This is a genomic window from bacterium, from assembly GCA_041649255.1.
In the GTDB taxonomy this organism is placed as follows: Bacteria; Hydrothermota; UBA3073; order JACQXS01; family JAQTXJ01; genus JAQTXJ01.
This window is the reverse complement of sequence record JBAZNK010000015.1, coordinates 1-16,672: the sequence shown is the minus strand read 5'-3', so window position 1 is coordinate 16,672 and position 16,672 is coordinate 1. Positions and strand designations below refer to the sequence as shown.

Annotated in this window: 15 protein-coding genes; all 15 read left to right on the top strand. The window is 33.3% G+C overall.

Features of this window, described 5'->3' with window-relative positions; translation table 11 throughout:
* Positions 1-40: 40 nt before the first annotated feature.
* On the top strand, positions 41-1,489 hold the full coding sequence (locus tag WC614_10490) for an MBOAT family O-acyltransferase (protein MFA5033434.1): 1,449 nt from the start codon (positions 41-43) through the stop codon (positions 1,487-1,489).
* 15 nt (positions 1,490-1,504) lie between these two features.
* Positions 1,505-2,566, top strand: a complete 1,062-nt coding sequence (locus tag WC614_10485; protein ID MFA5033433.1) for a hypothetical protein — start codon at positions 1,505-1,507, stop codon at positions 2,564-2,566.
* Between the two features lie 190 nt (positions 2,567-2,756).
* Entirely contained in the window at positions 2,757-4,064 is a 1,308-nt protein-coding gene (locus WC614_10480) for a glycosyltransferase family 4 protein (GenBank protein ID MFA5033432.1), read from the top strand.
* A 191-nt stretch (positions 4,065-4,255) separates the two neighbouring features.
* Positions 4,256-6,211 carry a hypothetical protein gene (locus tag WC614_10475; protein MFA5033431.1) on the top strand — a complete coding sequence of 652 codons (1,956 nt, stop codon included), beginning with the start codon at positions 4,256-4,258 and terminating at the stop codon, positions 6,209-6,211.
* Positions 6,186-6,314, top strand: a complete 129-nt coding sequence (locus WC614_10470) for a hypothetical protein (GenBank protein ID MFA5033430.1) — start codon at positions 6,186-6,188, stop codon at positions 6,312-6,314. The genes WC614_10475 and WC614_10470 overlap by 26 nt, the downstream gene beginning before the upstream one ends.
* A gap of 121 nt (positions 6,315-6,435) precedes the next feature.
* Complete coding sequence (locus WC614_10465; protein ID MFA5033429.1) at positions 6,436-8,403, top strand: hypothetical protein; 1,968 nt, start codon at positions 6,436-6,438, stop codon at positions 8,401-8,403.
* Positions 8,404-8,586: 183 nt separating this feature from the next.
* On the top strand, positions 8,587-9,303 hold the full coding sequence (locus tag WC614_10460) for a class I SAM-dependent methyltransferase (GenBank protein MFA5033428.1): 717 nt from the start codon (positions 8,587-8,589) through the stop codon (positions 9,301-9,303).
* Between the two features lie 148 nt (positions 9,304-9,451).
* The gene (locus WC614_10455) at positions 9,452-10,651 is read left to right on the top strand and encodes a glycosyltransferase family 4 protein (protein MFA5033427.1); all 1,200 of its coding nucleotides are present in this window, start codon (positions 9,452-9,454) and stop codon (positions 10,649-10,651) included.
* A gap of 236 nt (positions 10,652-10,887) precedes the next feature.
* On the top strand, positions 10,888-11,253 hold the full coding sequence (locus WC614_10450; protein MFA5033426.1) for a four helix bundle protein: 366 nt from the start codon (positions 10,888-10,890) through the stop codon (positions 11,251-11,253).
* 225 nt (positions 11,254-11,478) lie between these two features.
* On the top strand, positions 11,479-12,765 hold the full coding sequence (locus WC614_10445; protein ID MFA5033425.1) for a glycosyltransferase family 4 protein: 1,287 nt from the start codon (positions 11,479-11,481) through the stop codon (positions 12,763-12,765).
* A gap of 122 nt (positions 12,766-12,887) precedes the next feature.
* Positions 12,888-13,661 carry a creatininase family protein gene (locus WC614_10440; protein ID MFA5033424.1) on the top strand — a complete coding sequence of 258 codons (774 nt, stop codon included), beginning with the start codon at positions 12,888-12,890 and terminating at the stop codon, positions 13,659-13,661.
* A gap of 13 nt (positions 13,662-13,674) precedes the next feature.
* Entirely contained in the window at positions 13,675-14,427 is a 753-nt protein-coding gene (locus tag WC614_10435) for a YebC/PmpR family DNA-binding transcriptional regulator (GenBank protein MFA5033423.1), read from the top strand.
* A 144-nt stretch (positions 14,428-14,571) separates the two neighbouring features.
* Complete coding sequence (locus WC614_10430; protein MFA5033422.1) at positions 14,572-15,057, top strand: crossover junction endodeoxyribonuclease RuvC; 486 nt, start codon at positions 14,572-14,574, stop codon at positions 15,055-15,057.
* Positions 15,058-15,237: 180 nt separating this feature from the next.
* A complete protein-coding gene (ruvA, locus tag WC614_10425) occupies positions 15,238-15,792 on the top strand; it encodes a Holliday junction branch migration protein RuvA (GenBank protein ID MFA5033421.1) in 555 nt (184 codons plus the stop codon).
* A 76-nt stretch (positions 15,793-15,868) separates the two neighbouring features.
* Positions 15,869-16,498 (top strand): phospholipase D family protein, encoded by a 630-nt coding sequence (locus WC614_10420; GenBank protein MFA5033420.1) that lies wholly within the window; start codon positions 15,869-15,871, stop codon positions 16,496-16,498.
* Positions 16,499-16,672 lie beyond the last annotated feature (174 nt).

The following is a 16,672-nucleotide window of genomic DNA, read 5'->3' as shown; positions in this document are numbered from 1 at the left end:
CCGCTTTAGCGGGGCAATAAGGCACTAACGAGATAAAAAAATGCTATTCAATTCTATAGAGTTTTTAATATTCTTCCCTGTCGTAACTATATTGTACTTTTTGTTCCCCCATAGGTACCGTTGGGGGTTACTGCTGATCTCAAGTTGTGTATTTTACATAACTTATATCCCGGTTTATATTTATGCGTTGTTTCTTTCAGTTCTTCTTAATTACCTTGCAGGTATATATATTGAAAATACTGACAGTGCTCGTAAAAAAAGAATTCTTTCTATCAGTATTATTGCCAATGTTTTGATACTTGTTGCTTTTAAGTATTTTAATTTTTTCAAAGATACATATATTATAAAGCTTTTAAGCTTAAGTCATTTAAGTATTCTTCTGCCTTTGGGGCTTTCTTTCTATACCTTTTCAAATATAAGTTATGTTATTGAAGTTTACAGGGGAAACATAAAAGCGGAAAAACGTTTAGGAATATTTGCTGCCTTTGTTATGTTTTATCCTAAAATAGCGCAAGGTCCTATTGAAAGGGCCGGGAATTTATTACCTCAATTTTATAAAGAGTATTCTTTTAACTACAAAAGAGTAACTGACGGCCTAAAATTAATGGCGTGGGGCTTTTTTAAGAAAGTCGTAATTGCGGATAGATTGGCAATAAGTGTTAATCAGGTTTATAACAATCCCACCGGTTATTCAGGCGGCCCATTGATAATTGCTACCGTATTTTTTGCTTTCCAGATTTATGCGGATTTTTCCGGGTACACGGATATTGCAATCGGAGCAGCAGAAATAATGGGTTTTAAGTTGTCGCCAAACTTTAACAGACCATATTCTTCCAAGTCCATTAAAGAATTTTGGAGAAGATGGCATATTAGCTTATCAACATGGCTTATGCAATACATATATTTGCCTATAGCATATTCCACTTCAAGAATTTTTAAGAAAGGAAGATACTTTAATATTAAAGCAGATAAATGGGTTTACTTAATCGCAATCTCAGTTACTTTTTTAATTTGTGGGATGTGGCATGGCACAAACCGGAATTTTATAGTATGGGGTGGATTATACGGGTTTTATCTGATATTTTCAGCCTGGACAAGCCCCCCAAGAAAGAGAATTGAAAAACTACTCAGGATAAAAAAAGTTCCGGCGCTGCATAACTTTATTCGGATAATAATTACATTTAGTCTGGTATCTTTTGCATGGATTTTTTTCAGGGCGGATAATATTGCTGACGCAATTTATATAATAAAACATTTGTTTAGTTTTAATGGATTAGACCTTTCTGCTATGAATGGGAAAAAAGAGGCGATATTGGCAATTGTTTTTATGGAATCTGTGTATTTTATTCAGGGGCGATATGGAAGTATCAGACATATATTGTCGGAAAAACCTTTGTGGATACGGTGGACAATTTATTATATGCTAATACTTTCAATAATATTCCTGGGAGTATTTAACAGGTCACAATTTATTTATTTTAAATTTTAAGAAGGAGAAAAAAACTTGAAAAAGATTATACAAAAATTGCTATTGTTTTCCCCTGTTTTGTTTGTGATAGCGGGGGTTAATTGTTTTGTCGACCCTGCCAATTTATTTAACAGTAAACAATATGTAAAAGGCATTGCGGATTATTTATTGGAAGGAAAGAACGTAACAGGTATTTACAATTACGATTATGTATTACTACAAAAATATTTTATTACAGGTTTAAAAGAATGTCCGGATATTGTAGTGTTGGGACCAAGTACGACAATGGGAATTAGTTCTGTTTCCTTCTGTCCTAAAACGTTAATTAATAATAGCGTAGCCTCAGCTTCTTTAAAAGAACTTCTTGCAATTTACAGATTATATGAAAAGAAAGGATTTAAACCTAAAAAAGTCATATTAGGATTAGCACCCTGGTTTTTAAGTGAAAATAATAAAAATGAACAATGGAAGTCATTAAGTTTAGAGTATTTTGAGATGTTAAAAGAGTTAGGAATTAACAATAAAGAAGTTTCGCAAAGAACTATAATACCCGGGAAATATAACCAGATTTTTTCCATTAGTTATTTTAGAGCATCAATGAACTTTTTATTAAATAGAAAAAGTAAAGAATATTTTCCAACAGATAAAATATTAAACGAGGAGCAAACTATATTAAAAGACGGTTCAATATCTCGTAATAAAAAGGAAAGGAACAAAACTCCTCAACAAGTTACAGAAGAAGTAAAATATTCTATAAACACGATCCCTAATTTTCACGGATTGGATCGAGTTAATGAATTGTCAGAATTAGAAATTAAAAAATTGGAAAAATTTATAGTTTATTTGAAGAAACAAAACACGGAAATTATTTTCTTTTTACCTCCTTACCATCCATTGGTATTTGATTACATAACTTGTAAGGGAAATCATAAAATACTTATTAAAACGGAAGAATATTATAGGTCATTAGCAAAGAAAATGAATATAGAAATATTCGGGGCGTTTAATCCCGAAAGGTATAAATTAGATAGTTCCGCTTTTTATGACATAGTGCATTGTAGAGAAGAAGCGATAAAAACAATGCTATTATTGAAATAGAGTGGGGGATAAATAGTAATGACTGTAATAAAAGTAAAAAAAATAATAAAAGTAATAAAAGTAACAGGTAGTAACAATAAATTATAGCAAGCTCTTTGACGATAGTCATTAGAGATTGCTATCCAGAAGCGTAGTGTAGGACAGTTTTTACAGTAATTACATTTTTTACTATGAGTTACAATAAATTACTATGGATAAACGAATGAAAATACTTGTCATATCAAACTTCTACCCGCCTTATTCGTTTGGTGGATATGAAGTATTATGCCAGATGATTATTAAGTTCCTTGCCTCAAAAGGATATGATATACAAATTTTAACAAGTGTTTATGGGGTTGAAAAACCATCTTCGGATGGTAAAATCCATCGTTTGCTTTCATATAGATATAAGGCTCCCGAAACCCCTGTCTCATTAAAAGAGACTATAAAAAGAGATATCGGGGATAACCGTTTCCTTAAAAGAATAATTTCTAATTTTAAGCCGGATTTATTGTATGTGTTTGATATGGCGGGATTGAGCAAATCCTTATTAGTAAGTATACAGGAGTTGGATATCCCTGCTGTGTATCATTTCTCGGGAGGCTGGTTTGCGTTTGACTGGATGGTTGATAACTGGTTAGCTTACTGGAAATATAATAGTTCTAAAGATAAAATTTTATTATATATGAAGCAGAAATTTTTGGGATTAATTACAAAAGATTTCTTTAAAAAATATGCTAAGAAAGTTACTTCTGTAGATTCTAAAAATATGATAATAAAGTATGCCTCTTTTGGCAGTGATTTCCTTAAACTTCAATATAAACAATATTGTAAAGACAATTTTCTCTGGGATAAATCGGAGATACTTTATGATGGTATTGTAGATATAAAACAATTTCAAAAAAGGATAAAAACGATTAATAAAGATAATTTAATAAAATTATTATATGTCGGAAGAGTAGCTAAATACAAAGGTGTTCATACGGCAGTTTATGCAGTTGCAAAATTAATTCAAATGAAATGTAATGTCAGTTTGTCTATAGTAGGCCCTATAATAGATAAGGGATATGGGGAAGAACTTCATAAAATCATCAACAAACAGAACTTGCCCGTTAAATTTTTAGGACAAGTAGATTATAAAGTTATACAAAATATTTACTTTAAGCACGATATTTTAATTTTCCCGAGCATAGTTGATGAAGTTTTTGGAAGAGTGTTTATAGAAGCAATGGCAAGCAGTTTAACTGTTATTGCCACAGGCACAGGCGGAAGCAAAGAAGTTTTAAAAGACGGAGAAAATTGTCTTTTGTTTAAGCCGGATAATCCTGATGATTTAGCAGAGAAAATAGAGTTGCTTCTTGGAAATCCTGATTTGTGCCGTAAACTAATAGGAAACGGAGTGAAACTTGTAAAAGAGAATTTTGATATTGAGGTGATGGGGAGTAGGATTGAAGAGTACTTGAAGCGGGTGGTGAATAACTGTAATAAAAGTCCAGCTGAGCTGGATAGAAATCCCTAAGGAGTAAAACTCCTAAGGGCTTGTCTATAATAAATGTAATAGATGTAATAACTGAAATAACTGAAATAACTGAAACAGGCAGTATAATTAGTAACAATAAATTATAGCAAGCTCTTTGACGATAGTCATTAGAGATTGCTATCCAGAAGCGTAGTGTAGGACAGTTTTTACAGTAATTACAGTACTTAACTATGAGTTATAAAAGAATGTGGATTAAAAAATATTTAATACCTTTTGTTATTTTTTGTGGGCTTGCGATAGTAATGACGTACCCATTAGTCCTCAAAATGAACAATTCTTTGTTGTGGTGGGGAGGAGACCAGTTATTTACTACATGGACCGTAGAATGGGTTCAACATAAAATTATTACAGGATTACATAATTTCTGGAACGCTAATATATTTTATCCCTATAGCAATACATTAGCATATTCTGACCATATGATAGGAGTAGCGCTATTATCATTCCCTGTCGCAGTGATTTTTAAAAACCCGATTCTTACACATAATTTTGCTTTTTTATTATCATTTATACTTTCAGGTTTTGGGATGTATCTTTTGGTTCTGTATCTCACCAAAAATAAATATGCAGGCATCCTGTCAGGAATTATATTTGCATTTTCCCATTTCAGGTTTGCTCAAATAGCTCATCTTCAAATATTAACTATGGAATGGATGCCTTTTATCTTTTTGTATTTGCATAAGTTTTTTGATACCCATAAGTGGAAAAATTTGTTTCTTTTTATATTCTTTTTTATATTGCAGAGTTGGAGCAGTTGCTATTATTCCTTGTTCCTTCCCATTTTTGTGGCTTTTTTCTGCTGTTTTTATTTGATTTTACAGGGAAAAAATTATAAAATATTGCTAAAACTTTGTCTGGCTGCCGTGGTAATTGCTGTTTTTATTTTCCCGGTTGCGTATCCTTATATGCTGCTTCAAAAAGGAACGGGAGTATGTATGAATGTTTCTCAAAATGAAACGTTTTCTGCAGACATACTATCTTATATAAGACCTTATAAACATAGTTTTATTTACGGCAAAATTTCATTAGGAATACAAGGGGTATTAGAAAACAGAGGTAAAGCAGGGGAAATTACTCTATTTCCCGGTATAATCGCTTTTCTGCTTGCAATAGCGGTGTTTAAAAAGAATAAATATCAACAAATTAAAGTTCCGTACAAGAAATGGATTCCATTCGTATTTAATTCGCTTATGTTCTTTTCTCTGGTTATAAGTGTTTATATTATTATCTGGAAAAAGGTTTCATTGTTGGACGCTTATACCGGGGGATATTCTTTGAGAAAACCAATTATTTTTATTTTATTACTCGTAATAATACGATTAGCAATAGATAAACAGTGGCTTATAAAGTGGAAAAGTTTTTTTACTTCAATGTCGGAGACTCAAAAAGTGTATTTCTTTTTTGGAATTTTAGGATTTCTGCTTTCACTCGGACCTTCCATTTTTCTTGCAGGTAGAAAAATATGGGCATGGTGGACACCTTATGCGTTTCTTTATGAGTATTTTCCGGGATATAGCGGCATCAGGATGCCGGGACGATTTGGACTGTTTGTGTTGTTAGCAATATCAGTGCTTGCAGGATATGGAGCAAATAAAATTCAAAACTTAAAACTTAAATCACGTCGTTCCGTAAATTATTTTTATTTAGTGTTGTGTTTTATTGTTTTAGTCGAAAACTTTTGTGGTCCTCTTAAACTTCACAAAATACCGCTCGGAAAAGAAATTCCTCAAGTTTATAGTTGGTTTGCAAAAGAAAAAGGAGATTGCCCAATAATAGAATTGCCAATGTCTATTGGTCCCCGTCAATATGATACGAAGTATGAGTATTATTCAGTATACCATTGGAAAAAACTTGTTAACGGGTATAGCGGATTTTCACCTGTAGGTTATGAATCTATGAAAGTCCGTATGGTTAAATTCCCTTCAGAAACAACGATAAATGAGATAAAGTCTTTAAAAGTAAAATATATTGTTATTCATAAAAAGGATTTTCTTGATTCTTATTATTCTGAGCAAATAAATTGGAATGCAATAGATGAACGATTACAGTTGTATAAAGATATAATAGTTCCCGTAAAAGATTTTGGTTCGGATATAGTATATGAAGTTGATTATAATAAATACTAATAATGAATTAAATTTTCATAAGAAGCTCTACAAAACAAATCAAGAGCTTCTAATAAAAGATTTTGGTTCGGATATAGTATATGAAGTTGATTGTAATAATTAGTAACAATAAATTATAGCAAGCTCTTTGACGATAGTCATTAGAGCTTGCTATCCAGAAGCGTAGTGTAGGACAGTTTTTACAGTCATTACAGTTATTACTAAGTTAGCAGAGAAGGACAGAGATGAAATATAAAAGTTGGATTAAGACGTATCTGATACCATTTCTCATTTTTTGTGTGCTTACGGCAGTGATGACGTATCCGTTGATTCTAAAAATGGGTAATTCTGTTACGGTTAGTGTTAGGGAGCCATTATTCCAGACATGGGATCTGGCATGGTGTCAGCATAAGATTATGACAGGATTTCATGGTTTTTGGAACGCAAATATGTTTTACCCTGAAAATCATGCTTTGACTTATTCGGAACGATTATTAGGGATTGGATTAATTGCTTTACCTGCAAGATTATTTTCTAATAACCCTATTTTTATCTATAATTTTGCCGTGTTTTTATCGTTTGTATTATCGGGCTTTGGGTTATATTTATTGGTTTCATACTTAACCAAGAATAAGTATGCAGGTTATTTGTCTGCTATTATATTTATGTTTTCTCATTTCCGGTTTGCCCATATAAACCATCTTAATTTATTAAGCGGGTATTGGATACCGTTAGTTTTCCTTTATCTTCATAAATTTTTTGAAGAATATAGTTATAAAAATTTATTTCTTTGTGTATTGTTTTTTATCTTGCAGGCTATATCCTGTGTATATTATGCGTTATTCCTTTTTATAGTGACTATTTTTGCCATTATCATTTTTTTATTTTCTAAGGAACGATATAGGATTAAATTGATATGGGGAAAATTAATATTAGCATTTATTGTAATTATGATTTTTCTTTTACCGCTTTTTTCCCCCTATTTAAAAGCAGCTAATGAATTAGGGTATTTCCGCAGTGTATATGAGGCGGAATTGAATTCCGCCGATATCTTGAGTTTGGTTCTGCCTTATTGGAACAGTGTAGTATACGGTAATTTTTTTACGACAATGCAAAATATATTAGGAGGAGCCGTTGGTGAAAAAGTATTATTCCCGGGATTGATAGCTATCTTTTTAATAATAATGTTTTTTAAAATACGGAGCCCTTGGGCGATACCTCTCAGGAATTCGTATAAAACTAATTATGACTTAAAAATAAGCAGACTGAGAAAATGGGCTGTGTTGGGTTTTAATATTATTTTATTTATAATAATAGGATATTCCCTTTATTTATTAATAGGGGAATGTAGAATATCGTATTCCCTGAGAAAACCTATTATTTTTATTATGTTGCTTATAATAATACGGCTTATAATAGATAAACAGTGGCGATTAAAATGGACTAACTTTTTTTCTTCAATGCCGGAAAATCAAAGATTATATCTTTTTATTGGAATATTAGGTTTTTTGCTTTCACTTGGCCCGTCTATTTTTCTTGCAGGTAAAAAAATATGGTACTGGTGGACTCCTTATTCATTTTTGTACGATTTTTGTCCGGGATTCAAGGGACTTCGGGCATCAGCGAGAATTGGAGTAATGACAATGCTATCTATATCAGTACTTGCAGGATATGGAGCAGCTAAAATTCAAAACTTGAGAATTAAATCACAAAAAGGGGTAAGATGCTTTTATTTGGCGATATGTTCTTTTGTTTTGGTTGAATGTTTTTGTGTCCCGCTTGAATTTTGTAAGATTCCTGTTGGCAAGGAAATTCCTCAAGTCTATAATTGGCTTGGGGAACAAAAAGGGGATTTCCCCATAATAGAATTGCCTATGTCTGAATGGCCGAGAATTTACGATATAACATATCTTTATTACTCAACATATCACTGGAAAAAACTCGTTAATGGTTTTGGGGTTTTCCCAAGAAAGTATCCGGTGATAAATCGAAATATGCATGAGTTGCCATCTCACGCTACAGTGGAACTTTTAAGAAAGTTGAAAGTAAGATATGTTGTTATTCATAAAGAAGATTTTCTGAAAACCTATAGAAATGGGCAGATAAGCTGGAATGAAGTAGAAAAAGAGCTGCAGATTTATAAAGATAAAATATTTCTTGTAAAAGATTTTGGTGATGATATAGTATATGAAATTGATTGTAATAAATACTAATAATGAATTAAATTTTCATAAGAAGCTCTACAAAACAAATCAAGAGCTTCTAATAAAAGATTTTGGTGATGATATAGTATATGAAATTGATTGTAATAAATTGTAATAACCGTAAGAACTGCAAAAACTCTAAGAACTGTAATAGGTAGTAAGAACTGAAAGGGCTGTAATAAAAGTAACTTAATGAATATAAACTGGAAGGCGTTTTATGAAAAAGAGGCTTATTTTAAGAGGTTTATTCCGGAAGAACAGCCTGTAAACGTAAGAGGTGAATTTATAAGCGAGTTGATTCCCGAACGTGTTAGTACCGTTCTTGATGTCGGCTGTGGCGATGGGTGGTTATGCAATAAATTAAGCAATAAATATAAAGTTGCGGGGGTAGATATAGCCTTGCCGCGAGTTTTGTATGCTAAGTCTCATTTCAATAGCGAAGCATTTTTAGTGAGTAATATTTATAATTTGCCTTTTGCGGATAATTCTTACGATGCGGTTATATGTAGCGAAACTTTGGAACATATAGAAGATTTTTCGTCCGCGGTTAAAGAACTAATGCGTGTATCTAAAAAATATGTAGTTGCTACGGTTCCGAATAACCAACCTAAAAGAACGATTTTGTGCCCGCATTGTTTGCATACTTTTTATCTGGACGGGCATATTAATTCTTTTGATAAAAAAAGTTTTTCAGAAGTTTTTGGTAAGTTTGGGGAAGTAATAAAAGTGAAAGATAGCACACAAATGGGACTATTTAACCCTAACAAAAAACATCATATAGAGTTTCCCGATTTCGTTTCACAGAATTTACATATCTGGAATTTTTTGCTTTCCCTTGGCTCAAGATTTTTTCCCATTACGGTAAGAAACGGGGATTTTCTTGGGATTGTGTGTGCGAAGAATGTTTGACAGTTTGATGTTTGAACGTTAAAAAGATAACAGATAACAGAATACAGAAAAATAGGACAGGATTTACAGGGATTTGAAGAGAACTTAAGAGATAAAAAGTATACGGCACTCCATTAAGAAAAAAGGGGAAATTGAGAGAATAAAGAATATGAGGAAGCGAATAAATGAGATAATATGCCGGGAAAGGTCAATAAAACTATTATTATTGATTTTATCTAAAGTCGTTGGACTTTTTCAAACTCATTCGAAAACGAAGTTTGATGACAAACATTTAAAAGTTCTTCATATATCCCCTATATTTTTTGATGTGGATAAGTCTTTGCAGGGAGGAGGGGAGAGGGCGCCTCTTGAACTGGCAAAAACAATGGCGAAATATTGCGAAACAAGGTATATAAGTTTTGGAAATGAATTTAGGAGTTTGAATTATGACAAATTACCTATAAAAATCTATCCGTATATAGGATTGTTTAATCATGAGAGAAATAATCCAATTAATTTTAAGTTCTTATCAGAAATAAGGTGGGCAGATGTTGTGCACTGTCATCCATATTATAGCATAACAACGGATTTTTCCATACTTGTTGCCAGGTTATTCGGGAAGAAAGTATTTGTAACGGATTATGGCGGGCGGGTTGTGAATTATAATAAAGAGTTACAATTAGACAGGCTGGTTGATAAATTCCTTGTGATTTCGGAATTTGGGAAACAATTTTTTGATGATTTCAAAACAAAAAAAGAAGTAATATATCTTGGTATAGATGAAAAAAAGTTTTATCCCCTGCCAAATAAAAAACAGGATTACGTTCTTTATGTGGGGCGCATTTTGCCACATAAAGGGATAAGTTATCTTGTAGAAGCGGTAAATACGCTTAATGTAAAACTTCATATTGTTGGAAGCGCTTTACATAAAGGATATTTTAAGTATCTTGAAAACATTGCCGATAAAGAAAAAGTTGAGTTCATAACCGATGTGCCCGATGAGAGTTTATTGAAAGAGTATAATAACGCCCTTGTTACTATTTTACCTTCCGTATATAAAGATATTTACGGGAATGAACATAAAGGTCCTGAATTGTTGGGGCTTGTTTTACTGGAATCAATGTTCTGCGAGACTCCTGTTATATGCACAAAAGTTGGGGCAATGCCCGAAGTCGTGAAAGAAGGAAAAACCGGATTTGTTGTCCCCGGTTGTGACAATAAGGCGCTTGCCGAAAAGATAGATTATCTGGCAAAGCATAAAGAAACAGCAAAACAAATGGGTATAGAGGGAAGAAAATTTGTATTGGAGAACTTTACTATGGATAAAGTGGCGTTGAAGTGTTTGGAGTGTTATATTAACGGACAGTAATAACTGTAAGAACTGTAACAAGTAGTAACGGATTGTAACAGATTGTAAGAACTGTAAGAGTTGTCCAGCCACAGCTGAGCTGGATATCAATCCCTAAAGGCTGTCGCCTAAGGGCTTGTTATAAGAAATGTAAAAACTGTAAAAACTGTAAAAACTGAAATAAGTAGAAACAGATGGTCAAAACTGTAACAGATGTAATAAATAGTAACAGATAGAAAAAAATATAGGGAGGGCAGATGGGAAAAATAAAACATTTTTCTGACCTTGAAGTTTGGCAAATTGGGAAAGATATAGTGAAAGAGGTTTATAAAATTACAGGATCTTTTCCTAAAGAAGAAATATATGATATTACCTCTCAAATAAAAAGGGCGGTTGTTTCTGTTCCCGCTAATATTGCGGAGGGATTTGGTAGATTTCATTACTTAGATAAAAATAAATTTTATCTCAATGCAAGAGGCTCTTTGTGTGAACTTGAGAGTCATATTCTAATTGCTAAAGAGTTGGAATTTGTAAAACAAGATACTAAACTGTTGTTTGATAAAATTGAAATCCTGAGTATTAAATTAAATAACTTAATAAGCGTGACGAAAAGTAAAGTATAAAAATAACGGGTAGTAATAAATGTAATAGATGAAATAACTGAAATAACTGAAATAACTGAAATAACTGAAATAACTGAAATAACTGAAACAGGCAGTATAATTAGTAACAATAAATTATAGCAAGCTCTTTGACGATAGTCATTAGAGATTGCTATCCAGAAGCGTAGTGTAGGACAGTTTTTACAGTACTTACAGTTCTTACTATAAGTTACGAATGAATTAAAGATGAAAATACTGGCTATTTCTAATTTTTACCCACCATACTATATGGGCGGATATGAATTGCGGGCTCAAAACATTCTTAATGGATTGAAAAGACGGGGGCATAAGGTTTTTGTATTAACAAGCACATACGGGATAAATAAGATTTCAATAAAAAATGGTGTGTATAGAGTTTTCAGTTATAAACATAAGTTTCCGGTTTCATTTATGGAGACGATTCTTAAGGATATAAAGGAAACCATAGAGTTAAAAAAAGTAATTAAAAAATTAGAACCCGACGTTATTTATATATTTAATATGCGTTTTTTGAGTAAAACCTTACTTAAAAAGGCTTATTTGCTGAAAATTCCAATAGTGTATGATATTGCAGACTACTGGTTTATAGATAACGGATTATATGACAGATGGCTGAGCTACTGGCAATATTCTCCCCGGTTTTTTATTACGAGGCGTATTAAATTGAAATTGTCCGGGTTAGTTACAAAATTGAATATAGAATCCATATTGCCTACAGATACGAGTTGTTTCGATTTTAAGTATATGTATTTTATTAGCAATTTTATTAAAAATATTTATTTAAAAAATGGTTTTGGAGTGAAAGAAGCCCAGGTATTTTATCATCATGGATTAAAAATAAACTTAAATACTAAAACTGAGTTTGTTCCATTGTCGCCTCCCGTTAAATTATTATATGTAGGAGCCGTAATAAAAAACAAGGGAGTTCACACTATTATTAATGCGCTTCCCACCCTGAAACAAAAGGGATGCGATTGTAATCTTTCTATAATTGGCGGGACTTTTGATAAAGAATATCTCAAGGGACTAAAATTAATTATAGAGCGAGAAAAATTAAGTGTAAGTTTTGTGGGACAGTATCCGCATAATAAAGTTTTAGATATGTATAAAAATTATGATATTTTAGTGTTTTCGAGCATATGGGATGAGCCTTTTGGGAGAGTAATCGTTGAAGGAATGTCCGGCGGGTTAGTCGTAGTGGCGACTGGAACGGGTGGAAGTAAAGAAATATTAAATGACGGGGAGAATTGCCTTTTGTTTACACCGGATGATTCCGAAGATTTGGCAAAGAAAATAGAAATGTTGATCAAGCGTCCGGAATTATATAAAAAAGTAGTTCGTAATGGAATAAATTTTGTTAAAGATTTTGACAGCGAAGATAATATAGAAAAGAACGAAAAGTATTTGAATGGGGTGATAAAAGATTATAAGACAAAACTCCAAGTCCAGTTGAGCTGGATAAAATTCTCTCCCCCCAAAAGCTCGGGACGATAGTAATTTACTTTCAGGAAAAAAGAGACTGTAACCAAATAAAACCTAAGATCCAAATATAATGTTCCCATGAAGAATTCTCTAAAAAACTTGACTTATGGTAATTATAGTATATAAAAAGGTAAATGAAAAGAGATAAGAAAAAAGACAAGTTTTTACTTGAAGAAATGACCTGGGAAGAAGCGGGGCAAAAATTTAAATCAACGGACATGGTTATATTGCCTGTGGGAAGCACCGAACAGCACAGTCTTCATTTGCCAGTCTCCACGGATTCTTTTGATGCATACTGGCTTTCCATAGAAGTTACGGAAAAGGTAAAATCTCCGAAACCTATTGTGTTACCACCTATAAATTACGGGGTTTCGTATCATCATCTTGCTTTCCCCGGGACTATATCAATTTCACCTGATACGCTTTCAGCAATTGTTTATGAGATAGGATGTTCTCTTGCCGGTTATGGAGTAAAGAAAATACTTATTATAAATGGCCACGGTGGGAACAAAGCGGCTATTGTATGCGCGGCGCAAAAACTGAATTACGAAAAAGATCTTAGAATATTCATAGATTCGGGGGAAATAACTTCCAAAGAAGTAAATGAGATAATAAAGACACCTGATGATACACATTCCGGGGAATATGAAACATCTACTTCATTAGCTAACAGGGAACATTTAGTTCATAAAGATAAAATAAAGAAAACTAAATTAAATTTTCCGAGTTCATATTTACGGTTTGACGATAAACACTATGTTCCGTGGGTATTTAAGACAGAAGAAATATCGGTAACAGGCGCAATAGGGGACCCGACTAAAGCATCCAAAGAAAAAGGGAAAAAAATATGGGCTGTTCGGATAGAACATCTCGTTAAATTTATTGAACAGGTTAAAGGACTAAAATAAAAGGAGGATAATTATGTCAGGACATTCAAAATGGTCTACGATAAAACGAAAAAAGGGGAAGGCAGACGCGCAAAAAGGAGTATTGTTTACAAAAATCATTAAAGACATTACTCTTGCGGCGAAAGAAGGCGGCGGAAATCCGGATATGAACCCAAAACTCAGAACTGCTCTTGAGGTTGCCAAATCTGCCGGTATGCCCAAAGATAATACGGAAAGAGCTATTAAAAGAGGAACAGGCGAATTAGAGGGCGTTAGTTATGAAGCGTTGAACTATGAAGGATATGGCCCTGCGGGAGTAGCAGTGCTTGTCGAAACGGTGACGGACAGCAAAAACAGAACTACATCGGAAATAAGACATATATTTGCGCAACACGGCGGGAACCTTGGTTCAAACGGATGTGTGGCGTGGCAATTTGTAGATAAAGGTCATATATTTATAGATAAAACAGAAGCAACGGAAGAAAAATTAATAGATGTTTGTATTGAAAATGGCGGAGATGATGTAAGTCTTGAAGAGGATATTTTTGTCGTTACGACGCCTCTTGACAAATTTGAGGCAGTAAAAGCGGCTTTAACCAAAGAAAATATAAAGTATAAAGAAGCAGAAATTACTAAAATACCGCAGACTACCATAAGAGTGGAAAGCGCAAAAGCGGCAGAACAAATATTAAAGCTTATGGATGAGCTTGAAGCACAAGAAGACGTACAAAAAGCTTACGCCAATTTTGATATACCTGATGAGTTCTTGACTGCACACCAAGGGTAGGTAAAAAAAGTTAATAGTTAACAGTAAATAGTTAATAGAAAAGAATAGGAAGAAACGGGCAATATCAAAAATTAAATATCAAATATCAAAAAGACAAAACGTAAAAAATGTTTGATTTTTGATTTCTAATATTTAATTTAACTTATGAGGATTATAGGCATAGATACCGGACTGAGAACCACAGGTTACGCAATCATAGAAACTAATAAAATTCTTAAATGTGGAATATGCGAGACTACGGAAAAGATGCCCTTGGCCGAGCGTCTGAAAGTTCTTTATGATGGAATGAAAATGGTAATGCAGGAATATTCTCCTGAGATAGCTGTATATGAGACTGTTTTCTATAAACAAAACTTTGGCACTTTTAGTAAGCTTTCACATGCGCGGGGAGTTCTTTTACTTGCGGCTGCGGATATGGGAATAAAAATAAAGGAATATTCGCCTGCGGAAATAAAAATGGCCGTAACCGGTAATGGCAGGGCATCAAAAGACCAGATACATAGTATGGTAGAAAGATTAACGGGTATGAAAATACTCCCTTCGCTGGATGTCGGAGATGCGCTCGCGTGCGCTTTATGTTATAGAATGCGAGAAGAAAATTCAAGAATATTTTTTTCAAGGATAAAATAAATATTTAAGAAATTTGGATTTTGCCTGCCTGCCGGTAGGCAGGGAATGGGGATTGCGGAATGAAAAAATAAAAAAAGGAAAACCACAGATAATACAGGGAAAAAGAGAGATGTGGAAAGAGAAGAAAGAGGATTGAGGGATAGCGATTTTTAGGGAGTACCAGTAACCGGGAGAAAATAGATGATAGAATGGATGGAAGGAAAGGTTGCCCAAAAAGAACCTACAAATTTAGTTCTTGAAGCGGGAAATATTGCTTTTAATATAAATATTCCGTTATCTACTTATGAAAAATTAGGAGAGATAGGAAGCAAAGAGAAAATTCTCATACACGTTGATTTTAATTTTACTAATGAACAGGTTACGTTATTCGGATTCAAAACTCCCGGGGAAAGAATTTTTTTCAGGGATTTGCTGCTTGTCCAAGGCATAGGGCCTCAAACAGCTATAAGAATGATATCGAGTACAAGTTTTGAATTATTTAAGTCTGCCATAGTAAACGAAGATGATAAAACTCTTGCTTCAATTAAGGGAATAGGTGGGAAGAGAGCGCAGAAATTGATTTTTGAATTAAAAAATAGATATAAAGAAGAGAAAATACAGAATAGTATAGAAGGGAATGCAATACAGGCGCTTGTTGGGTTAGGAATTGCGCCTAAAAAAGCAAGAGATATTGTTGGCCAGGTCTCGGGTAAAACACTGGAAGAATTGATAAAAAATGCTCTTAAGAAGGTGTAGGGGAAAGAAAAAGGGCATTGGTAATTAGGTGATTAAGTCATTGAAGGAAAAGGAAATAGAAAAATTATTCTGAAAGATGTATTCATTGTTTGTTTTAGCCGGGATATTGTTTGGGTATAATACTGAGATTGGAGTATGTTTTTCCCCTCACGGTGGATGTAAAAATTCCGTTATAGATGAAATTAAAAATGCAAAGACAGAAATACTTGTAGCAATGTATTATTTTACGGATAACGATATAACAAATGAAGTATGTAAAAGTAAGAAGAAAGGAGTGAATATCAGAGTAGTGCTTGACAAGAGTCAAAAAATGGGTAAGTATAATAAAAGTATCAAACTTGTGGAAAATAATATACCTGTAAGGTACGATACGAGAGACGGTTTGATGCACAATAAGTTTGCGGTAATAGATGATACGGTATTGGTTACGGGGTCGTTTAACTGGACAAGGTCGGCGGATGAGAAGAACAGAGAAAACATTATGGTAATTAAAAATCCGGAAGTTGCAAAAATATTCAGCAATGAGTTTGAAAAAATATGGAAAGCTTCCGTTGATGCAGAAAAAGGGCAGAGAGCCGTGAACGTAAATATGGATAAAAATAATAAAACCCTGATATTAATAGGTATAATGGTATGTTTATCGGCAATAGTCGGTATAATGGCGTTTACAAGCAAAAGAAGAAGAAATCTAAGGGAAGATGAATAATCAATCCTTATGTGGAATATAACAACTGAAACGCATTTTTCGGCGGCGCATCACTTAGACGGTTACCGTGGAAAATGCTGCGGGATGCACGGACATAATTTTAAGGTTAGCATTACGGTAGAAGCGAAGAAACTTAAAAAAGAGGGATTTGGTATGGATTTTAGGGTATTAAGA